The 21,436-nt window shown below is 39.6% G+C and carries 18 protein-coding genes and 1 other RNA gene; 11 read left to right on the forward strand and 8 right to left on the reverse strand.

What is annotated here, in order from left to right; genetic code table 11:
* Positions 1 to 183 precede the first annotated feature (183 nt).
* From PSE72_RS16350 to PSE72_RS16375, 6 genes are all read left to right on the forward strand, one after another.
* Entirely contained in the window at positions 184 to 2,223 is a 2,040-nt protein-coding gene (locus tag PSE72_RS16350; RefSeq protein ID WP_272691022.1) for a type I restriction-modification system subunit M, read from the forward strand.
* The gene (locus PSE72_RS16355; RefSeq protein ID WP_272691023.1) at positions 2,223 to 3,590 is read left to right on the forward strand and encodes a restriction endonuclease subunit S; all 1,368 of its coding nucleotides are present in this window, start codon (positions 2,223 to 2,225) and stop codon (positions 3,588 to 3,590) included. The genes PSE72_RS16350 and PSE72_RS16355 overlap by 1 nt, the downstream gene beginning before the upstream one ends.
* Positions 3,590 to 4,432, forward strand: coding sequence for an FRG domain-containing protein (locus PSE72_RS16360; RefSeq protein WP_272691024.1), 843 nt, complete (start codon positions 3,590 to 3,592; stop codon positions 4,430 to 4,432). The genes PSE72_RS16355 and PSE72_RS16360 overlap by 1 nt, the downstream gene beginning before the upstream one ends.
* Before the next feature lie 9 nt (positions 4,433 to 4,441).
* The gene (locus PSE72_RS16365) at positions 4,442 to 7,633 is read left to right on the forward strand and encodes a type I restriction endonuclease subunit R (protein WP_272691025.1); all 3,192 of its coding nucleotides are present in this window, start codon (positions 4,442 to 4,444) and stop codon (positions 7,631 to 7,633) included.
* Between the two features lie 149 nt (positions 7,634 to 7,782).
* Positions 7,783 to 8,013: a hypothetical protein gene (locus tag PSE72_RS16370; RefSeq protein ID WP_272691026.1), complete on the forward strand. Its 231-nt coding sequence runs from the start codon at positions 7,783 to 7,785 to the stop codon at positions 8,011 to 8,013.
* A 307-nt stretch (positions 8,014 to 8,320) separates the two neighbouring features.
* Positions 8,321 to 9,481, forward strand: a complete 1,161-nt coding sequence (locus PSE72_RS16375; RefSeq protein ID WP_272691027.1) for an IS30 family transposase — start codon at positions 8,321 to 8,323, stop codon at positions 9,479 to 9,481.
* Between the two features lie 74 nt (positions 9,482 to 9,555).
* Here the strand turns inward: PSE72_RS16375 and PSE72_RS16380 are convergent, their stop codons facing one another.
* The 3 genes from PSE72_RS16380 to smpB form a co-directional block, all read right to left on the reverse strand.
* Positions 9,556 to 10,797: an integrase gene (locus PSE72_RS16380; RefSeq protein WP_272691028.1), complete on the reverse strand. Its 1,242-nt coding sequence runs from the start codon at positions 10,795 to 10,797 to the stop codon at positions 9,556 to 9,558.
* Between the two features lie 183 nt (positions 10,798 to 10,980).
* Positions 10,981 to 11,344, reverse strand: a transfer-messenger RNA (tmRNA) gene (gene ssrA, locus PSE72_RS16385).
* A 48-nt stretch (positions 11,345 to 11,392) separates the two neighbouring features.
* Positions 11,393 to 11,875, reverse strand: coding sequence for an SsrA-binding protein SmpB (smpB, locus tag PSE72_RS16390; protein ID WP_004265004.1), 483 nt, complete (start codon positions 11,873 to 11,875; stop codon positions 11,393 to 11,395).
* A gap of 153 nt (positions 11,876 to 12,028) precedes the next feature.
* Between smpB and PSE72_RS16395 the strand changes: the two genes are divergently transcribed.
* A complete protein-coding gene (locus tag PSE72_RS16395; RefSeq protein ID WP_198641498.1) occupies positions 12,029 to 12,463 on the forward strand; it encodes a type II toxin-antitoxin system RatA family toxin in 435 nt (144 codons plus the stop codon).
* Positions 12,447 to 12,752: an RnfH family protein gene (locus PSE72_RS16400; RefSeq protein ID WP_181937050.1), complete on the forward strand. Its 306-nt coding sequence runs from the start codon at positions 12,447 to 12,449 to the stop codon at positions 12,750 to 12,752. The genes PSE72_RS16395 and PSE72_RS16400 overlap by 17 nt, the downstream gene beginning before the upstream one ends.
* 174 nt (positions 12,753 to 12,926) lie before the next feature.
* On the opposite strand, the gene bamE is transcribed toward PSE72_RS16400, so the two are convergent.
* From bamE to nadK, 3 genes are all read right to left on the reverse strand, one after another.
* A complete protein-coding gene (gene bamE / locus PSE72_RS16405; protein ID WP_198641499.1) occupies positions 12,927 to 13,319 on the reverse strand; it encodes an outer membrane protein assembly factor BamE in 393 nt (130 codons plus the stop codon).
* 112 nt (positions 13,320 to 13,431) lie between these two features.
* A complete protein-coding gene (recN, locus tag PSE72_RS16410) occupies positions 13,432 to 15,093 on the reverse strand; it encodes a DNA repair protein RecN (RefSeq protein ID WP_198641500.1) in 1,662 nt (553 codons plus the stop codon).
* Positions 15,094 to 15,179: 86 nt separating this feature from the next.
* Complete coding sequence (gene nadK, locus PSE72_RS16415; RefSeq protein ID WP_198641501.1) at positions 15,180 to 16,079, reverse strand: NAD(+) kinase; 900 nt, start codon at positions 16,077 to 16,079, stop codon at positions 15,180 to 15,182.
* A 101-nt stretch (positions 16,080 to 16,180) separates the two neighbouring features.
* Between nadK and grpE the strand changes: the two genes are divergently transcribed.
* Positions 16,181 to 16,774: a nucleotide exchange factor GrpE gene (grpE, locus tag PSE72_RS16420; protein ID WP_115166951.1), complete on the forward strand. Its 594-nt coding sequence runs from the start codon at positions 16,181 to 16,183 to the stop codon at positions 16,772 to 16,774.
* A gap of 105 nt (positions 16,775 to 16,879) precedes the next feature.
* On the opposite strand, the gene ung is transcribed toward grpE, so the two are convergent.
* Positions 16,880 to 17,575: a uracil-DNA glycosylase gene (gene ung, locus PSE72_RS16425; RefSeq protein ID WP_004912838.1), complete on the reverse strand. Its 696-nt coding sequence runs from the start codon at positions 17,573 to 17,575 to the stop codon at positions 16,880 to 16,882.
* Between the two features lie 378 nt (positions 17,576 to 17,953).
* Between ung and grcA the strand changes: the two genes are divergently transcribed.
* Positions 17,954 to 18,337, forward strand: coding sequence for an autonomous glycyl radical cofactor GrcA (grcA, locus tag PSE72_RS16430; protein WP_004912835.1), 384 nt, complete (start codon positions 17,954 to 17,956; stop codon positions 18,335 to 18,337).
* A gap of 158 nt (positions 18,338 to 18,495) precedes the next feature.
* Positions 18,496 to 19,941, forward strand: coding sequence for an ankyrin repeat domain-containing protein (locus tag PSE72_RS16435; RefSeq protein ID WP_198641502.1), 1,446 nt, complete (start codon positions 18,496 to 18,498; stop codon positions 19,939 to 19,941).
* Positions 19,942 to 19,973: 32 nt separating this feature from the next.
* Here the strand turns inward: PSE72_RS16435 and srmB are convergent, their stop codons facing one another.
* Positions 19,974 to 21,311, reverse strand: coding sequence for an ATP-dependent RNA helicase SrmB (gene srmB, locus PSE72_RS16440; protein WP_115166952.1), 1,338 nt, complete (start codon positions 21,309 to 21,311; stop codon positions 19,974 to 19,976).
* Between the last annotated feature and the right edge of the window lie 125 nt (positions 21,312 to 21,436).

A 21,436-nucleotide genomic window follows, 5' to 3' on the forward strand; every position in this document is an offset into this window, starting at 1 on the left:
CACTTAGTGGCCATGATTGACGGGCAAGTTATTATTTCGCTCTGCAGTTTTATCAAGGCCATGTTCACTGACTTGGTTAAGTTGGTGGAAAATCTGTATTTTTTGCGTTGTATGTCGCTACCACTAGGCTTGTTATAAAGGTACAATCAGTTAACTTTTTTAATATTCAATGTGCTGATTACAATGACTAATAACAATTTCTCTTCAACAGCGGCATTTCTATGGTCAGTAGCTGACCTGTTACGTGGCGACTTCAAGCAATCTCAATACGGACGCATCATTCTCCCTTTCACTCTGCTAAGGCGCTTAGAGTGTGTCCTTGCTGCTACAAAGGCTGATGTTCTGGCTAAATACGATGCAGTAAAATCAATGCCGATTGAAGCGCAGGACAAACTACTTACCCATGCTGCGCAGTTAAGCTTTTATAACACCTCAAAAATGGATTTGAACCGTCTTGGTGAAACAGGCGTAGCAAATAATCTTCAAAGTTACATTCAATCATTTAGCCCAAATGCCCGTGAGATTTTTGAGCACTTCGACTTTTTCAATACCATTGATAAATTGGAAGAAGCCGACCTGCTTTATAAAGTTGCAAAACGTTTTGCGACTACTGATCTTCACCCAGACACTATTAGCAACTATGGTATGGGTTTAGTATTTGAAGAGCTTATCCGACGCTTTGCTGAAAGCTCGAATGAAACCGCAGGGGAACACTTTACCCCAAGGGATATTGTTGAGCTGACGACGTCATTACTTTTCACTAATGAAGAAGAGTTAACCAGTTCAGGTTTGGTACGCTCAATCTACGACCCTACAGCAGGAACCGGTGGCTTCTTATCGTCTGGTATGGAGTATGTCCACAAACTCAACGATAAAGCTTCTCTATCTGCATTCGGTCAGGAGCTGAACCCAGAGTCATACGCAATCTGTAAAGCAGATATGCTGATTAAGGGGCAAAAGGTCGATAATATTAAGCTGGGCAATACCTTATCAAATGACCAGCTCCGCAATGATAAGTTTGACTATATGCTGTCAAACCCACCGTTTGGGGTGGATTGGAAAAAGATCCAAAAATACATCACTGATGAGCATACCCAAAAAGGTTTTGAAGGCCGCTTTGGTGCAGGTCTACCACGTGTGTCTGATGGTTCATTACTGTTTTTGATGCACCTGATTAGTAAAATGCGCCCTCAACATGAAGGTGGTTCACGTATTGGTATCATCCTAAATGGTTCCCCACTTTTTACTGGTGGAGCGGGTAGCGGTGAGAGTGAAATTAGGCGTTATATTCTAGAGAATGACTTACTCGAAGCGATTGTGGCGTTGCCTACTGATATGTTCTACAACACGGGTATTGCCACTTATATTTGGGTGTTATCTAACCATAAGCCAACTGCTCGCAAAGGTAAGGTTCAGCTAATTAATGCGTCAAAAGAACGTGCTAAAACAGGTGGGCGCGGGCGTAGTGGTGGCGGTGAAGTCGAAGGCGATGATGAGAACGTATTCTATGCAGCAATGCGTAAATCACTGGGTAGCAAGCGCAAAGAACTAACACCTGAAGCGATTGAGATAATCGTGCAAACATACGGCCAGTTTGTAGAAAATGACTTTAGTAAAATTTTTGATTACAAAGAATTTGGCTACCGCCGAATTACGGTTGAACGCCCACTGAAATTAGCCATTTACCCGAAAGATGCTATACGCCTTGGAGCGCTGCAAGCAGACAGTGTTTGGCTGAAAATGGATGAAACCAGCCAACAAGCTATTCTTGACACACTTGCATCGTTCGACGACGAAAAATACTTATCCCGTGACAAATTCCTCAAGAAGCTAAAAAGCAAGCTGACAGACGTTAAATTAAGTGCAGTACAGCTAAAACTAATTTTGAAGCACCTTGGTGAGCACGATGATGACGCTGAAGTGTGCAAAGCCAAAGGCCAGATTGAAGCTAACCCTGATTTGCGTGATAACGAAAACGTACCACTTACGGAAAAAATTGCTGATTACTTTGCTCGTGAAGTCCTACCACACGTACCGGATGCATGGATTGATCAAAGCAAACTAGACCCGAAAGATGGTGAAGTGGGTATTGTCGGTTATGAAATCCCATTCAATCGCCATTTCTATGTGTATGAACCACCTAGAGCACTAGCCGAGATTGATGCTGATTTGGATGCGATTTCAGCTGAAATTATGCAGTTGCTGAAAGAGGTACATTCATAATGATAAGTTGTTATCAACCTTATCCACAAATGATTTCTAGTCCTGAGATCATAATAGAGGATTACCCAGTACACTGGACTCTCACTAGAGTAAAGTTTAATTCTATTGTCAAAGCTCGCGTTGGTTGGCACGGACTAACGTCTGATGATTTTACTGATGTAGGTCCATTTCTTGTTACGGGTTCTGATTTTAAAGGTAAATTTATTCAGTGGGAACAGTGTTATCACTGTGATGAAGAACGTTATGCTCAGGACTTAAATATACAATTAAAAAATGGTGATTTATTAATAACTAAGGATGGCACGATAGGTAAGGTTGCTTTAGTTAGTGGACTAGAGGGGAAAGCTACATTAAATAGTGGAGTATTTGTTGTTAGACCTATAAATCAAGAATATATAACTTCTTATTATTACTGGCTTTTATTGTCGAGGGCATTTACTGACTTTGTAGATTACTATAAAACAGGAAGTACTATTGTACACTTGTATCAGGATACATTTGTCAACTTTAAGTATCCACTTCCTTCACTTGAAGAACAAAAAAAAATCGCTAATGTCCTCGATCATGAAACCGCCAAAATCGATAACTTAATTGCCAAGCAAGAAAAGCTGATTGAACTGTTAAAAGAAAAACGTCAAGCGGTGATTTCTCACGCAGTGACCAAAGGGCTTAACCCTGATGTACGAATGAAAGACTCTGGTGTGGAATGGTTGGGAGAAGTACCGGAGCATTGGGAGGTATCAAGCTTAAAGTATTTTGCCTCCATCCAAGGTGGATACGCTTTTAATAGTAATGAGTTTGTTGATAGTGGAATACAGATATTAAGGATTGGTAATGTTTATCAAAATAAATTGGCGCTAGACAGGCAACCAACCTTTGTCAGCAAAATTCTGTATGACCAACTAACTGAGTTTAGGGTAATAAAAGATGATATTTTGATGTCTTTGACTGGTACGTTAGGAAAAAGAGATTATGGCTTTGCAGTTAAAGTAGATATCAGTGGGCATTATCTACTCAATCAACGTGTCGCAAAACTAATCCCTATCAGTCAAAAAATCACTAGAGATTTCTTATTGAACGTGCTTTGGTCTGAGTCTTATCTCACTCAATTATATGCGCTACCTTCGGGAACTAAGCAAGCAAACCTATCTAATAGTGACGTACTACGGATTACAGTTGCGGTTCCACCATCAAAAGAAGAACAACAAAAGATTACTCTATATGTGAAAGAAAAAGTATCAAAACTTGATGAATTAATATTCCTAGCTACCGAGGCGATCTCGTTGATGAGAGAGCGTAAAATAGCTCTTATTTCTGCAGCTGTCACAGGAAAAATAGATGTGCGTGATTGGAAAGGAGAATGCTAGTGTCTGATGTAATATCTATTCAGAAGCTATCTACTTTTATTGGGAATATATCTGATATCGAGAAGAGGTCCGATCATACACTTTTTTTCCGAGGTCATGCTGATGCGGAGTATCAAGCCCAGCCGTCTATCTTTAGAGGTATTCCAGATAGTGATACTGCAGCAAAGTATATCGATAAAGAATCGCAGCTTTTTCATGATATGATAATGCGTTGTCCTGAAGACTTTATTAATTGTTCTTCAGCATTTGATTTTTTGGTAAAAATGCAACACTACGGTTTACCTACACGATTACTTGATATTACAAGTAATCCTCTCGTGGCATTATATTTTGCATGTTGCTCGCTATTTGGGACAGGTAAGAGTGGGAAGACTGGAGAAGTTCTCATTTATCAAATACCAGATAAGGATATTAAGTTCTATGATAGTGATACAGTCTCAGTCATTAGTAATCTGTCTAAGTTACCCAGTGATTTTGATATCAATAAAGTGAACGATAGGAAACGTTACCTTCATATGATCAAGGCAGAAAAAGCGTATTTTGAAGATCTAATTGTTGAAGGTGATGTACATCGAGTGCTATGTGTTAAGCCTAAGTTAGACAATAAACGCATAATAAGGCAGAGCGGGGCATTTCTATTATTTGGTATGGGGACTGGGACTGGTTATCAAAAAAATACCCCAGCTAAAATCCCTGAAGAGTTTCACTCTGTTTCAATTAATAGAATCAACATTACTGCATCTTTTAAACTTAAAATCATTGAAGAGCTAAAAAATGTTGCTATCTCTGAAGCAACGCTATTTCCAGAGATAGATAATGTTGCTCGATTCTTAAAGGCTTAAGGATGAGAAATGGCTGATAAAATCCAAGAAAAAATATTCCAAAACGACATCCTTGACCAAATGCTGTCCCACGGTTGGTTATTAGGCGAATCGAGCAAGTACAACAAAGAGCTGGCTCTTTATCCAGAAGACGTTATCGCGTTTGTGAAAGCAACGCAGCCAGAGCAATGGGATAAACTCGCGCAGCACTTCCCAAATACGACAGCTGAAGCGCTACTCAAATCATTAGAACAAGAACTTAAAAAAGAAGGCACACTCTGGGTATTGCGAAACAAGGTCAATAACCGAGGTGCTAAGTTTGATCTTTGTAGCTTTAAACCAGATCACGAGCTGAACCCAACAGCAGCGGTTCGTTATCAGCAAAACATCCTACGTGTTGTACCAGAACTGGTTTACTCGCCCAATGGTTATGATGGTCGATTAGATTTAACGCTATTCGTGAATGGGATACCGGTTGCTACTTGTGAGCTAAAGTCTGAGTTTAAACAGTCAATTGATAATGCCAAAGTCCAATATATGAAGGACAGGCTACCGAAAGACAAGAAGACACATAAGTCTGAACCGTTACTGACTTTTAAACGTGGGGCATTGGTTCACTTTGCGGTCAGCCAGTACAACGTAGCAATGACCACGAACTTAAATGGCAAAAATACCTATTTTTTGCCCTTTGACCGTGGAACCAGCAAAGGCGGTAAGGGGAATGATATCCCTGAAGATGGCAGCTATGCGACATCCTATCTTTGGAATGAAATTTTCCAAAAAGATAATTTGCTGCTTATCCTTGGGCGATATATTCACCTTGAAGTCAAAGATGTTGAAAATTTAGATGGTTCAATTAGTCAGAAAGAAACGCTAATTTTTCCCCGTTATCATCAGTGGGCAGTAGTCTCTAAGTTGCTTAAAACTGTTGATGGTGAAGGTACAGGCCATAAATACCTTATTCAACACAGTGCGGGTTCAGGTAAATCAAACTCGATTGCATGGCTATCTCACCAATTAGCATCAAAACACTATGATATCGATCACCCTGAACTTGATAAGCAAGCAGGGGATAAGGTATTTGATTCCGTTATTGTGATCACTGACAGAACGGTGTTGGATAGCCAGCTACAGGATACAATTTATCAGTTTGACCACAGTGAAGGGATGATTGCTCGCGTTAACCGCGAAGAGGCTCAAGGCTCTAAATCTAGCCAATTAGCTGGGGAGTTGAAGGCCAGTACCTCTATTATTATCGTGACCATTCAAACTTTTCCTCACGTACTAGAGGCGATACGCCAAGACTCAACTCTTGCAGGGCGAAGTTACGCTGTGATTGCTGACGAAGCGCATTCCAGCCAGACGGGGACAACTGCTCGAAAACTACGTGAAGTCCTTATGGCTGAGCAGCTAGATGGTGATGAAGAGCTAGATAGTGAAGATATGCTGCGTTTATCACTTGAAGCTCGTAAAGGCTCGAATAAGCTTAGCTACTTTGCTTTTACGGCGACACCAAAGGCAAAAACACTAGAGTTGTTTGGTCGTAGACCCAATTCCTATGAGCCTGCAAGCGACACCAATAAACCCCAGCCTTTTCATGTCTACTCAATGCGCCAAGCGATTGAAGAAGGTTTTATTCTCGATGTTCTACAAAATTACACCAGTTACCGAGTGGCTTACCAATTAGCACATAAAAACCCAGATTTAGATCATGAGGTAGACAGTAAGAAAGCTGCATCGAAAATGGCAAAATGGGTTCGCTTTCACCCTTACAATATTGCTCAAAAAGTGGAAACTATCATTGAACATTTCAATGATAAAATTAAGCATTTGCTAGGCGGCGAAGCCAAAGCGATGGTCGTTACTAGTAGTCGTTTAGAGGCTGTACGCTACAAACTGGCTTTTGAAAAATATGTGCAAGAGAAGGGCTACACCAATGTTAACGCCATGGTGGCATTTTCTGGAGAAGTGAATGATCCCGATTTACCTGATCACGCTTTCACTGAAAATAATATGAACCCTAATCTTCGTGGTCGAGATATGCGTAAAGCATTCGATACCTCAGATTATCAGGTCATGCTGGTGGCAAATAAATTCCAGACAGGTTTTGACCAGCCGAAATTAGTGGCGATGTATGTCGATAAGCCCTTAAAAGGCGTTGAGTGTATTCAGACACTTTCGAGGTTAAACCGCACTTATAAAGGTAAGGAAAAAACCTTTGTACTCGATTTCGTTAATGATCCTGAAGACATTTTGGCAGAGTTTAAAGTTTATTACCAAACGGCTGAACTAGCTGATGTCTCTGATCCAAACATTGTCTATGAACTAATGAAAAAGCTCGACAAAGTTGGTATTTATCAATGGCGAGAGGTTGAGATGTTTGTTGAAACCTATAACAACAAACAAGCAAATCAAGCCAAACTTGCTAATCTGTGTAAGCCAGCTGTTGACCGCTTTTCTGTCCGTTATAAGGATGCATCACAGGTTCTTCGAGCAGCACAATCGGAGCTGTCGAAGGCAAAAATTGAAAAGAACGACAAAAAAATTAAGTATGCTGAAAATAGCGTAAAGCACGCGAAAGAAGCCCGAGATATTCTTGAGGTATTCAAGAAAGACCTCATCTCGTTTTATCGCTACTACGAATTTACGTCTCAGATTGTCAATTTTGATGATTATGAATTAGAAAAACTGAGTATTTTCGCCAAATATCTTCATCCGTTGCTGCGCCTCGATGTTGTGGAAGACGAAATCGATTTATCAGATGTGGTGATGACACACTACCGTCTTCACGAGCAACGCGAAGCCGATTTACAGCTTGGCCTTATGATTGGAGAAGAATCAAAACCCTATTTGCCTGCGGCAAAAGAAGGCTCTGGTGCTGTGCCGAAAGATCCCAAAACTGAATTGCTTAACGAGATCATTCAACGAATGAACGACTTGTTTATTGAAGATGGTTTATCTGAAAATGATATGCTCAATTATGCGAATACGATTGCAGGGAAAATCTCAGAAAATGAAGTCGTTATGGATCAACTACGCAGTAACACCAAAGAACAAGCTATGCTCGGCCAATTCCCTGAGTCAATCAACAATGCCATTATTGAGAGTATGGATGTTCATAATGAGATGGCAATGAAACTTCTATCTAATGAAGCGATAGCGAAAGGCTTTGCTGGATTGATGTTTGATGTGTTAATGAAGGGGATTAGGAAAGGCGAGTGAAGCTCAACGCTAGTATATGTTAATTCACCCCACCTTGGGTATAAGCTCTGGGTGGTGATGTATTTGTATGCTTTGAATAACGGTATGTGGCAGTAGAAGATATGTGCCAAAAAGATTAAGTATTGAACGGCTACGGAGTCTGACTGAAAATGGCTATTGTATTCATTCCTTCACTTGTAGCACTGCTTGAATCTAAAGAGAAAGAGGTTGGGTATGAATTAACTCAGAGTGAGGTTGAGTCGATCCGCGATAATGCTACTACTGTTGAGTTGCCATCAGACATTGTCGACGATATGGACAAAAGCCGTGGCTATCAGGATCTCAATGCGAGTAATGTCTGGAATGATTGGTTAATTTACAAGAAAAATAAATGCTTATGAGAACATTTAAAGATCTACTGAACTGAGTTTATTAAAATTGCTGATTGGGCTAGAAAGGTATAAGTCTGAATTATACGTATAGATTTGATTAACAATGGAAGTTAGCATGGATTTGCGCTAATACAACTAAACTAAAGTTACATTTAGTGTGTGATTAATAGACATCGTTTCAATTTTCTCAGTTCAAGTTTAAGCTTGTAATTCTGTTCTGTACCTCGCTCAATAATTTAACGAGTGTGATGTCCGCTTAGAGCTGTGAGTTCAATTAATCAATGCAACGCTATCCTTAAATAAGGAGGGCATTGTTATGAAGCCAAGAAAACGTATTTACTATACACCTGAACAAAAAGCGATTATTTGGGACAGATATAAACAAGGTGATTCTTTACATGAGATAGCAAGAATGTTTGATAGATACCATTCTTCTATTATGCCCACTATTTATCAAACGGGTGGCTTTCGTCCTCCCGTCCGTAAACGCCACAGATTATCGCTTTCGCTTGATGAACGAGAAGAAATATCGAGAGGATTAGCAAAAAAGTGTAGTATCAGGGAGATAGCTAAAAAGATATCAAGAGCCCCTTCAACTGTTAGTCGTGAGATCCGCAGGCATGGTGGATTAACCAACTACCGTGCAGCAAAAGCGGATAAAAAAGCATGGGATAATGCCTTGAGACCTAAAGCTTGTAAGTTAAGTCAAAACCCTACATTGTGTAAAATAATCGCAGAAAAAATGCATCGAGGCTGGTCACCTGAGCAAATTGCTGGCTGGCTAAAACGTAATTATCCAGATGCTCAGGAGATGAATGTGTCTCACGAAACGATTTATAAAACACTTTTTATACAAACTCGGGGAGCTTTAAAAAAAGAGCTACAGCAATATCTTAGAAGCCGAAGAACGGTACGAAAATCTAGAACCACATCACTTAAAGGAAAAGGATTAGGTTCAATCCCTAATGCGGTTCCCATAAGCGAAAGACCATCGACTGTTGCAGACAGAGCAATTCCTGGTCATTGGGAAGGAGATCTAATTCAAGGCTCTAAAAATTCTTATATTGTCACTTTAGTAGAACGCCATTCACGTTATGTTATGCTAGCTAAAATCAGTGATAATAAAACAACAACAGTGATAGATGCTCTTATTAAACAGGCTCAACAATTACCAACAGAACTATATAAAACATTAACTTGGGACAGAGGCGTTGAAATGACCAATCATGCAGTATTTACTGTAGCGACTGATATTCAAGTCTACTTCTGCGATCCTCAGTCTCCGTGGCAACGTGGTTCGAACGAAAATACGAATAGATTGCTCAGACAATATTTTCCAAAAGGTACTGATTTATCCGTTCATAGCCAACAAAGATTAAATAACATCGCTAGACAACTCAACGAGAGGCCAAGAAAAACGCTAGGTTATGAATCACCAGCAGAACGATTTAACCAGTGTGTTGCATCAACCGATTGAACTCACAGCACAGAGCAGACATCTAGCTCTGTGTTGTTATTGTACCAGCTCAAATTTGAGCTGGTACACACAAATTACCCAACTAGCGATATTCCTCTTATTCCACTTTCAATAATACTTCCCCTATCTGCCGATTCAATAAAATCAGCCCACCATTGCATCATAGGGCGTCTTTGTTCTAAGTAGTCACTACGGTTATAGGCACGCCTAACTTCGTTTTTATCAACGTGGGCGAGGGCGGCTTCGATAACATCAGGTGGGAAGCCTTGCTCATTGAGAGCGGTGCTGGCAATTGAACGTAGGCCGTGTGAGACTAATACACCTCCGAACCCAGCGCGTTTTAATGCAGCATTGACGGTTTGGCTATTCATTGGTTGGGTGGGCTTAATACGGCTAGGAAAGATAAACTCACGGTTACTACTGAGTGGTTTCATTAGCTCTAAAATAGCTAAAGCAGCGTCAGATAACGGAACAGTATGTTCTCGATTCATCTTCATTCTGGCAGCGGGTATCTTCCATTCCTTGGTTTCAAAATTGATTTCGTCCCAACGGGCTTCAGCGGCTTCGGCAGGGCGGGATATGGTGAGTAGCTGCCACATGAACAGGCATCGAGTAGATAGGCTAATACTAGCTGTACGCATTGTTTGCATGAGCTTTGGTAGCTGATCAGGGGGAATACTTGGCATATTCTTTTTCTTGGGTTTTTCAAAAGCCTTGCCAATATTGATACTCGGTACGGCATCAATTAAGCCAGTATTTTGAGCATAGATCATCACTTCGTTGATACGCTGACAAAGGCGGCGAACGGTTTCTAATGCGCCTCTGGCTTGAACCGGTTGTATTGCTTGAACCAATATATGGGCTTTGATATCAGTAACGCTGATGTCACCAATGGCAGGGAACACATCTCGTTCGAGTGAGCGCCAGATATCATTACCGTAGTCTTCTGTTACAGTGGACTTCTTCACTTCCCACCAACGTTCAGCAACTAATTGAAAGGTATTTGCCTTAGCTTCTAAGCTATTACGGACTTGCTCTTTATGGTGATCTTGTGGGTCTATCTGTTTTGCGAGCAGTGTTCTTGCTTCAAGGCGATAACTACGTGCATCAGCAAGGCTGACGGCAGGGTAAGAACCAAGGCTCTTTTTAGCTCGTTTCTTAGTGAGAGGGCGAATGTAGCGAAATGACCACAGCTTGCTGCCATTGGATTTAACCAATAGTTCTAATCCATCGCCATCATAGAGGACATAATCACTCTGTTTTGGCTTTGCTGCGTCGATCTCTTTTGCTGATAAGGGTTTGGTTTGTCTTGCCATTTTTGATGTTCCATTGTTTTTAGGCACCTCAAAAACTATAAAGGTTAACGAGGTGCCTATCAAGGTGCCTAAGATGATTGGATTTAATTAGGTGACATCAGACTGCGCAGGACATAAAAAAGCCCGCAACTCATTGAGTTAGCGGGCTTTTCAGTCTTCTTTGGACGTCCTTAGAAGATAATTTGGTGGAGCTGGCGGGAGTTGAACCCGCGTCCGAAATTTCTACATCCTCGGTACTACATGCTTAGTCTAGTCTTTAAATTCATTTGCCAGCTGCGGACAGACACGCCACTAACAAACTATCCTGATTAAATTTAACGCTTCAACCCCAGGCAAGGCATTCACGCGATCTCTTTTGGGTTTGACCTCTCTTGATCCCCGTCCTAAGAGCGGAGGCTAGGGAGAGAGGGCTCTAAGCAGGTTATTAAGCTGCTAAAGCGTAGTTTTCGTCGTTTGCGACTATTTTTTTGCGGCTTTTTACGAGGCCAACCGCCCCTCGGCATGCACCTTGGGTTTCGCAAATCCCGTCGAATCCAGAATCAGCCCCAAGTTGTTGAGCGCAGTATAACAGAAAAATACTCTATAAAGCTAGAGGTTAGCGGTTAGAATGTTTCATTATACGTGCTTTATCGAGTTGCCATTCACGTTCTTTAATATCAGAACGTTTGTCGTGAGATTTTTTACCTCTGGCAACACCAATTTTAACTTTACACCATGCATTTTTCCAGTAGAGAGAAAGTGCAATAACGGTATAACCTTCACGATTAACTTTACCGTAGAGTGTATCTAATTCGCGTTGATTTAAAAGTAATTTACGGCTACGAGTTGGGTCGCATACAACATGCGATGATGCAACAGTCAGTGGTGTGAAGTTTGCACCGAATAAATAAGCTTCACCGTCCCGCAAAAGAACGTAGCTATCTCCAATGTTGGCTTTGCCTGCACGGAGTGATTTGACTTCCCAACCTTGTAGGGATAGACCCGCCTCGAACTCCTCTTCGATAGAATATTCGTGGCGAGCACGCTTGTTCATAGCAATTGTTGCTGAACCGGGTTTATATGGTTTTTTCTTTGTCATAGTGCAATCATTATACTGTAAGCTGAGTTGAAAGAAATCTTTCTAAGCTGATATTTTTTTGATTGTGCAAATCTTGCCCTATGTGGGTTTTGTTTTTTGTTTAACCAATCAAAGATGGTATTATACGCTCAGTTTTTGGGGATAGGAATTGATATGCCACAGATTAGTCGCTCTGCGTTGGTCCCTTTTAGCGCAGAACAAATGTATAAACTCGTTAATGACGTTATTTCATATCCAAGCTTTTTGCCGGGGTGTGTAGGTAGCCGAATTATTAGTCATAGCTCTGAAGAAATGACCGCTTCTGTTGAAGTGTCAAAAGCAGGTATTAGCAAAACTTTTGTCACAAAAAATGTGCTTGAGGATAATAAATGCATACACATGCAACTTGTTGAAGGGCCATTTAGTAAATTAGCTGGTGGTTGGAAATTTATTCCTTTAAGTGCAGACGCTTGTAAAATCGAGTTTCATCTTGATTTTGAATTTACAAATAAATTGATAGAGCTTGCGTTTGGCAAAATTTTCAAGGAACTAGCAAATAATATGGTTCAAGCTTTCACTTTAAGAGCAAAGGATGTATACAGTGTCTGAGCTGAATATTGAAGTGACATATGCGCTTCCTGAAAAGCAATTTTTGCTATCAGTCAAAGTAAAAGAGGGGACGACAATAGAAGAAGCGATACTTGCTTCTGGTATCCTAGCCCTTAGGGATGATATTGATCTTAAAAAAAACAAGATTGGTATTTATAGTCGTCCCGCTAAATTGACAGATTTAGTGCAAGATGGAGATCGAGTTGAGATTTATCGACCTTTGATTGCAGACCCAAAAGAATTACGGCGTAAAAGAGCTGAAAAATCTAAAGAAGTTAAAAATAAGTAAATTAATTTTATGTAGCGAACCGAGCAAAAGCTCGGTTTTTGTCTTTAAATTTATTTGTGCAAAATGCTTTTAAATAAATTTTTAATAAAGATACTCATAACAACAACCTGCCTGAATAAGTCCTTCAGAAAACAGGTTGTTATTGTCACACTAGGTGGTTCTTAGTGTTTATGGTTAGTCAGCTGTTTTAGTTTCTGATGCTTTTGTTTCAACAGCTTCCATTGATTCCTGCGCGGCAAGATTTTTCTCATTTTTGATGTCAGTAAGAATACCATTACGATCAAAGATAAGAGTCAAAGTTTCTTGCTGAACTGGGTCATGCCCAAGTTCTTGGCGGAAAACATAATACCAAGTCTGAGTACCAAACGGGTCAGATAACATTGGGGTGCCCAAAGTATAAGCAACCTGTTGCTGTGTCATTCCTTTTTGGATCTTAGCGACATCTTTCGCTGTGAGGTAATTACCTTGGTTAATGTCTGGGTGATAGACAAGACGTTCCATCATTGAACAGCCCGTAGACATTAATGCGAGTGATAGCGCGGCAGCAGTTAACAATTTATAACGCATGGATATCTCATTCCTTTTGGAGTCAGAACATCAATGATAATCGACATTGATACAATTTAAAACCTTCCTTATCGACTCTAAGACCACATGAGCGTAAAAAAGTTGTCAAAAATTATGCTGCAAGCAACTCTTTTGCGTTGGCTAGCGTATTTTTTGTTACCGCAGATCCAGCAAGGAGACGCGCAAGCTCTTGTAATCTAGATTTTTTATCCAATAATTGCATACGAGTTTCTGTTTCTACACCATTTGTCTCTTTACTGACATAAAAGTGGTGATGACCGCACCCTGCCACTTGGGGTAAATGTGTAACGCACATAACTTGCGTTGATTCACCTAATTCACGTAGTAACTTCCCTACAATTGCTGCTGTTGGTCCACTAATACCGACATCGACTTCATCAAATATTAATGCGGGCGTATCCATTTTTTTAGCTGTAATCACTTGGATTGCTAGTGCTATACGTGATAACTCACCGCCCGATGCCACTTTCGCAAGTGCTTGGTGTGGCTGCCCTGGGTTAGTCGTCACATTGAACTCTACTTTACAGGCACCATCAATTTGTAGTTGATCTGGAGTAAATTTTACATCAATAGTAAACAGACCATGAGGCATTGAAAGTTGGTGCATGCTATTGGTAATTAATGTACTTAATTCTTGAGCATAATGTAAACGTACATGGTGTAAACGTTCCGCACATTCGAGAGCAATATGATGATTTACTTGTACTTGCGCATTTAACGTTTCAGAATCTTCATTTTGGCTGGCTATTAGTTCTTGTTCGCTCAGTAATTGCTGAAATAATTCGGGTAAAGCTTCGGGAGTGACATGGTGTTTACGCGCTAAGTTAATTTGTTTAGAAATGCGTTTTTCTAGTTCAAACAAGCGATTAGGGTCAAGCTCATATTGGTCACAATAATGCTTTATTTCATCGCTGACTTCGCTGACTTGTATCGATGCTTCTTCAAGCATATCAAGTAGCTCTGAAAATTTAGGGTTGAGAGCGACTAGATCAGATAATTCATTTTTTGCCATATTTAATAAGCTAATAACATTCGCATCATCATTTTCAGATAGTATTTGCGTTGTTGTTTGGCCAATAGCTAAAAATTGCCCATGATTAGCGAGTTGTTTATATTCTTGGTCTATCTCTTCAAATTCCCCTTGAACAGGGAGGAATTCGTTCAGTTCTTTTAGATGATATTCTAGCAACTGTTGTCGAGATTCACGTTCTTGCATTTGTTTTTGAAATACAGCTAATTGTTGGCAGGAATCGTGCCATGTTTGCCATGCTTTTTTCATTTGAGCAATTAGCTCTTGCTGGTTTGAATAGGCATCAAGCAGGGATTTTTGATGAGCGCTATCTAGTAAGAGTTGGTGTGCGTGCTGACCATGGATTTGGATCAGTAATGTTCCTAACTCTCTAAGTTGCGATAAAGGAACTGAAACGCCATTAATGAAACCACGTGAACGGCCATCAGGAGAGATAGTGCGGCGTAATAGGCATTCATTTTGGTTATCGAGTTGGTGCTCAGTAAGCCAATTGGCAGCCAGTTGAGCATCCATTAAGGAAAAGCGAGCACAGAGGTCGGCACGTTGTGCACCGGGGCGCACCATATTGGCTTCACCCCGATTGCCTAAACACAGGCCAAGTGCATCAATAGCAATGGACTTACCCGCACCTGTTTCACCGGTTATGGTTGTCATGCCATTACGGAAATCAATTTCTAATTCACGTACGATTGCAAAATTATTGATTGTTAGTTGGGTAAGCATCGGCGCTCTCCTGTAAAAATACACACCTGTGTTTTAATACAGTGTATGACTGTTTTTTTATACAGTAAAGAGGCAGATTGAAAAAATTAAAAAGTTTTTTTAGCCCATCCTAATTTTGAACTTAACGTGTTGAAATAATTATAATCTTGTGGATGAACCAAATTAAGATTTTTATTACTACGTTTGACAATGACTTCCTCACCGTCCTGAATAGGGAGCATGATTTGGCTATCACAGCTGACTTCATAATCAATATTTGTTCGTAAAAACTTCAGCCGAATACTGCTGTCACTGCTAATCACCAGAGGTCTAGAGGATAAGGTATGTGGAAACATTGGAACCAATACAATAGCATCCAAATTCGGGGTTAAAATAGGGCCACCAGCGGAAAGTGAATAAGCTGTAGAACCTGTTGGTGTAGCAATAATTAAACCATCAGAGCGTTGAGAAAATGCAAATTTTTCATCAATATAGACCTCGAACTCGATCATATGAGCAACTTTGCCAGGGTGTAGAACAATTTCATTAATTGCGGTGCTTTTACGTGCTTTTTGGTTAGCTTTAATGACTTGTGCTTCTAGCAAAAAACGTCTTTCTTCGCGGTATTCACCTTCGAGAACACGTGAAAGTTGTTGTAGTGCGTTATCTGGGTCTAAATCGGTAAGAAAACCGAGATTACCACGATTTACACCAATAACTTTATTATTATACCGAGATAATATACGAGCAGCGCCGAGCATATTGCCATCTCCCCCAACAACAACAACTAAATCAGCTTGTTGGCCTATTTCAGTTAATGTCCCAGTATTGGCATTGACTAATTTTAAATCTTTAGCAACTTGTTTATCGATAATGGCCTGATAGTTTTTTGAAATTAACCAATGGTATATTAATTCATGAGTTGCCAATGCTTCAGGGTGCCTAGGGTGCCCGACAATGCCTATCGTTTTAAAATGTGGTAGTGGTGTATTAGTGTCCTTTCGCATACTTTTTTGGCCTCTGATTGTATGACTTCCCTTGAATCCCTGTATTAGATCCCCATAATACTCTCATATATGGGATTAATGCTAAATACGCGGAGATATTCATGAGTAGTAAAGACCAAAACATGCATGATGAGCAAGCTTTTGAACAAAATGAATCACAAAAAGTGCAAACTGAGCAAGAAGCCAGCGTTCAACAAGCTGCTGAATTACAAGCAGACGAGCAAGCGTTAGCCGCGCGTATTGCTGAGCTTGAGCAACAGTTAGAAGCCTCACAAAAAACTGAACGTGAAGCGATGTTACGTGCACACGCAGAAATTGAAAATATTCGCCGCAGAACTGAGCAAGATATCGAAAAAGCACATAAGTTCGCACTGGAAAAATTCTCAAATGAATTACTACCAGTGATTGATAACTTAGAACGTGCGATAGATGCAGCAGATCACGAAAGTGAAGAGTCTAAAGCGATGTTAGAAGGGCTAAATTTAACGCTAAAAACTTTTTTAGATGCAGTGGCTAAGTTTGGTATCGAGCCTGTCAGTGATATCAATGTGCCATTTAACCCTGACGTTCATCAAGCGATAACGATGATTGAGTCACCAGATCACCAAGCTAATCATGTGATTGAAGTTATGCAAAAAGGGTATACATTAAACAACCGTTTACTAAGACCTGCAATGGTGATTGTCTCTAAATAAAGAGCATCGTTATTTAAATGGAGGCAAATGCCCCCAATAGAATATTACTAAAGGGAAATCTATCAATTGATTTCCCTTTTTTATGACTTAGTGCCAAAAAATCATCTAAGGTTGCAGATTTGGCTCATCTATTACAGGGTTCCAATCAATAGGTGTTTTACCTTGTTGTTCTAAAATAGTGTTAGTTTGTGAGAAATGGCCACAACCTAAAAATCCTCGATGAGCAGAAAGTGGGGAAGGGTGAGGAGCCTTGAGTACATGGTGGCGCTTTGTATCAATTATTTTACCTTTTTTCTGTGCATGGGAACCCCATAGTAGAAAAATAACGCCTTGTGTATTTTCATTGATTGCTTCAATAACTTTGTCCGTGAAGGTTTCCCAACCTAAATGGGCATGGGAGTGAGCATTGCCTTGTTCTACGGTGAGAACGGTGTTAAGGAGTAAAACACCCTGTTGAGCCCAACTGAGCAAATATCCATGATTAGGTCTTTGAAAGCCAGCAATATCCTTTTCTAATTCTTTATACATATTCACTAATGATGGTGGTGGCTTAATACCAGGGAGTACGGAAAAAGAGAGGCCGTGGGCTTGTCCTGGGCCATGATAAGGGTCTTGTCCTAGAATAACGACTTTAATATCGGCAAGTTCGGTATACCTAAATGCATTAAAAACGTCGTCTTGAGCAGGGTAGATAATTTTACCATTTTTGCGTTGTTCTGCCACATAAGCCAGTGTCTCTTTGAAATAGGGTTTTGATTTTTCAGGGCCAATAACATCGTGCCACGTAATGGAGTTTGACATGAAATATTCCATAACAATGAATTTGGGAAGGAACAATTATATGAACCAGTTGATAGCTATAAGCTTACTGGTTCATGAGAGAGAGATAAAGCCCTGATATTAACTATTAATTTTAAAAAAATTGAAAATTTATAAAAATAGTTAAAAAAATAAATTGTGAATTTTGATTTAAATCATAAAGTTGAGGTGATTGAATTAGTTGCTAAGTGGAATAATTGATAAATATCAAAGAAAATGGAGGATCTAGCTGGTATAAAATACCTATATACATTGGTTAGACCAAATATCCAATTACAAGTTTTCATAAGATTGATGGTTAATGTAGCTTCGATTTATTACACAAATCGAATGCAATCTAGCTCGAACGTGGAGGTCGACATGATTACAGGTATTCAAATTACTAAAACTGATAATGCAGCATTGTTGAATTCGTTTTGGTTACTGGATGATGAAAAAAATGAAGCTCGTTGTGTTTGTGCGAAAGCCGATTACAACGAAGGGCAAATTGTTGCTAAAGATGAATTAGGTGCTTTTGAGTATCGCGAAGTTCCTTTAGAAATGAAACCTACCGTACGTGTTGAAGGCGGTCAGCACTTAAATGTTAACGTATTAAGCCGTGAAACATTAGAAGATGCAGTTAAAAATCCAGAAAAATATCCGCAATTAACAATTCGTGTTTCTGGTTATGCCGTGCGTTTTAATTCATTAACGCCTGAACAACAACGTGATGTTATTACTCGTACTTTCACTGAAAGTCTGTAATAAATATTAGACATAATTACATCTAGTAATATATATTAAATTCTAAAGCCATTGTTATCAATGGCTTTTTATTTGTTACTAATAAAGTTGATTATTTCCCACCTTGGTTATTTGTATTTCAATATTCTTCCAACAAATACACTTGTTAGGGAGAAATCATGTCATTATCTACACAACAAATACTATCAAAAAAAGATGAGTATATTTTTGTTAGAGAAAATTTAAATATTTATCTACGGCACCAACATCAAGATATTAAATCATGTATAACAGAGTTATGGCCTAAAGATGTATTAAGAAAAGATTTTTTAGGAACTCAGGCACAATCAAAAGATTATATATTAGCTCTACTAGCACAAGGCGCTTATCATAAAAATTGGCGGTATATACAGGGTATTGAAAAATTAAGTAATAAAGATATTTATGATCTCGGAATTAATGCGGAATTATTAAATGACGAGCAAACGGGATTTCAAGCTAATATTTGTCGATTCAATGGCTTATATGTCCTTTGTTTTGCAGGTACTAACGATATTATCGATTTTTATAGTAATATCCGTCAAGGACTTGGTTTTTATGAGTCTCAATATTTTCAAGCTGTTGGTTTGATGAATATTTTATTCAATGCAGTAAATGGAAATACGATTTGTACGGGGCATTCATTAGGTGGGGGATTGGCTTCAATTGCGGCGTTAGCGAGTCAATCACCTTGTATTGTATTCAGTCCTGCAGGATTGGCAAAAAACACGATTAATAATATTGGGATTGATTATCACGTTGCTGAAAAAATTGCACAAGAAGGGTTGATACGTTATTACACGGTACAATATGACTGGCTCGATAGATTGCAAAACTCTTTACCGATCCCTTCTGCTTTGGGAAATTGTATTAAAATGGCTTATAGCGAACATAACTCTTGGAAAGATTGGTTACCGACCCGTTTAATAACAAGAAGTTTTATAGCTCATTCAATGCTTAAAATTATTAAGGTTATGTGCAAATATAAACCATGGAATAACTGGAATGCAATCACAGGTGAATATAATAAGGTACAAGAAATACCACTAGAAATTTTTCCTATTAAAGAAGAAAAACAGGGGATAAGTTGGCAAGAATGTTGTGAAAGTGCAATCAAAAAAGGAAATATAACTGAATTTTCAGCACTCTTATCATTAGATCATAAACCTTGTAATATTAATGTATTGGCACAACAGTCAGTCAGAACTGCCAATGGGCAATTTATTAAAGCTTTAATTGAATCTCGATATGGTCAAACAATTAAAATGCTTCAATCAAAAGGGCAAAAAAGTATTTTACATTTAGCTGCGCAAAATGGCCGTCTTATACAATCGCAGCTTTTATTGAAAAATGGATTAACAGTAAACATTAAGGATAGTTTAGGAAATACGCCTTTACATGATGCTTTAAATAGCCATGCACTCGATGTTGCTACATTATTATTGGAAAATGGAGCTGATTGGCGTATTAAAAATAATAAAGGCCTAGATTGTAAGGATATACTTGGCAACCATATTATTAAGCCTGATTTGCTGACTCATGAAGGAAAACAAATTCGAGAGAAAGTTTTGCAAATGATGGGCTAAATAAAAAACGGGCCTAAACCCGTTTTTAGTCATTAGCTTTTATCGTTAGATGTTGATATAGCAGAATTAACAGGAGTACGACGTTTTCCAATATTTTTCTTGTCGCGATGGCGTACTTTTTCTTTTTTCTTAGCTTGTTCTTCTTTTTTCTTTTCTTTACGCTTAGCAAGTACTTTCTTTGATGGTTTTGGTTTATTTAACATCGCTTCTGAAGGGGCTTTAGTTGTTGGACGTAAAGAATCAACAACGCGAATCTTGATAGGCTCTTCAATATAACGAGTTATTTTACCAAATAATGGAAAGTCATGCGCTTCGACTAAAGAAATTGCCGTGCCTTTACGCCCAGCTCGGCCAGTACGGCCAATACGGTGTAAGTAGACATCTGCAGTTCTAGGCAAGTCAAAGTTAAAAACATGGCTAACGTTTTCGATATCTAAGCCACGAGAAGCTACATCTGTTGCAACCAGTACTTTAACTTGGCCATCAACGAGGCGGCGTACAGCTTCATTACGCTTAGCTTGTGGCATTTCCCCTTCAAGATAACAAGGTTCGATACCCGCTTCGCGTAACCATTGGACTAATTCACGTAAACGCTCACGCTTACGTACGAAGACGATGGCTTTGGTGACTTCATCTTGTTTTAACAAATGGCACAGTAAGGCTGTTTTATGCTCTAGTGTGTCAGCACGGTAATGAAATTGCTGAATTTTTTTACGTTCACGGCGTGAAGGGTCGGCATCAATTTCAATTGGATCTTCTAATAAACGCTCAGCAAAGTCACGAATAGCTTCGCCTTCAAGAGTGGCAGAAAACAGCATGGTTTGCTTGCGCCAGCGTGTTTCGCCTGCAATTGTTTCTATGTCATTGGCAAAGCCCATGTCGAGCATGCGGTCAGCTTCATCAAGGATCAAAATCTCAACTGCGCGGCAGTCAAAGTTTTCTTCCTTAATATACTGGAGTAGTCGGCCTGTTGTTGCGACGACAATATCTTGATTTTCGCTGAAAACTTCAGCGTGGTTCATATAAGCAACACCACCAGTGATGGTAGCGATATCTAGGTGATTATGGGCGCATAATTCTTTTGCTTGGTCAGCAACCTGCATGGCTAATTCACGAGTTGGCGTGACAACCAGAACGCGAGGTGGCCCTGATTTCTTTCTCGGGAAATCAAGTAAATGTTGGATCGCAGGCAGTAAAAACGCGGCGGTTTTACCTGTTCCTGTCGGGGCTGAACCTAATACATCGCGGCCATCCATTGCAGCAGGAATTGCTGCCGCTTGAATCGCGGTCGGACGTTGATAGCCTTTGTCTGAAAGCGCATTAATTAGGCTTTCATCAAGTTCAAGTTCAGTAAAAGTGGATGCAGTCATGATATACCTCTATTAGGGGCGCTGATTATAAACAGGTTAGCAAAATTGTTCACCTGAAAAAATCAGCTTTGCTCAAGTGTAACTGTTTTCACTACGGACAGGGAGCGATATATCTATGGATATGA

Source organism: Providencia sp. PROV116, from assembly GCF_028482485.1.
Taxonomy (GTDB): Bacteria; Pseudomonadota; Gammaproteobacteria; order Enterobacterales; family Enterobacteriaceae; genus Providencia; species Providencia rettgeri.

What these genes read in the sequence shown, in the direction of transcription:
- PSE72_RS16350 (WP_272691022.1), top strand. Translation starts at nt 184, where the DNA reads ATGACTAATAACAATTTCTCTTCAACAGCGGCATTTCTATGGTCAGTA.
- PSE72_RS16355 (WP_272691023.1), top strand. Translation starts at nt 2,223, where the DNA reads ATGATAAGTTGTTATCAACCTTATCCACAAATGATTTCTAGTCCTGAG.
- PSE72_RS16365 (WP_272691025.1), top strand. Translation starts at nt 4,442, where the DNA reads ATGGCTGATAAAATCCAAGAAAAAATATTCCAAAACGACATCCTTGAC.
- PSE72_RS16370 (WP_272691026.1), top strand. Translation starts at nt 7,783, where the DNA reads ATGGCTATTGTATTCATTCCTTCACTTGTAGCACTGCTTGAATCTAAA.
- PSE72_RS16375 (WP_272691027.1), top strand. Translation starts at nt 8,321, where the DNA reads ATGAAGCCAAGAAAACGTATTTACTATACACCTGAACAAAAAGCGATT.
- PSE72_RS16380 (WP_272691028.1), bottom strand. Translation starts at nt 10,797, where the DNA reads ATGGCAAGACAAACCAAACCCTTATCAGCAAAAGAGATCGACGCAGCA.
- smpB (WP_004265004.1), bottom strand. Translation starts at nt 11,875, where the DNA reads ATGACAAAGAAAAAACCATATAAACCCGGTTCAGCAACAATTGCTATG.
- PSE72_RS16395 (WP_198641498.1), top strand. Translation starts at nt 12,029, where the DNA reads ATGCCACAGATTAGTCGCTCTGCGTTGGTCCCTTTTAGCGCAGAACAA.
- PSE72_RS16400 (WP_181937050.1), top strand. Translation starts at nt 12,447, where the DNA reads ATGTATACAGTGTCTGAGCTGAATATTGAAGTGACATATGCGCTTCCT.
- bamE (WP_198641499.1), bottom strand. Translation starts at nt 13,319, where the DNA reads ATGCGTTATAAATTGTTAACTGCTGCCGCGCTATCACTCGCATTAATG.
- recN (WP_198641500.1), bottom strand. Translation starts at nt 15,093, where the DNA reads ATGCTTACCCAACTAACAATCAATAATTTTGCAATCGTACGTGAATTA.
- nadK (WP_198641501.1), bottom strand. Translation starts at nt 16,079, where the DNA reads ATGCGAAAGGACACTAATACACCACTACCACATTTTAAAACGATAGGC.
- grpE (WP_115166951.1), top strand. Translation starts at nt 16,181, where the DNA reads ATGAGTAGTAAAGACCAAAACATGCATGATGAGCAAGCTTTTGAACAA.
- ung (WP_004912838.1), bottom strand. Translation starts at nt 17,575, where the DNA reads ATGTCAAACTCCATTACGTGGCACGATGTTATTGGCCCTGAAAAATCA.
- grcA (WP_004912835.1), top strand. Translation starts at nt 17,954, where the DNA reads ATGATTACAGGTATTCAAATTACTAAAACTGATAATGCAGCATTGTTG.
- PSE72_RS16435 (WP_198641502.1), top strand. Translation starts at nt 18,496, where the DNA reads ATGTCATTATCTACACAACAAATACTATCAAAAAAAGATGAGTATATT.
- srmB (WP_115166952.1), bottom strand. Translation starts at nt 21,311, where the DNA reads ATGACTGCATCCACTTTTACTGAACTTGAACTTGATGAAAGCCTAATT.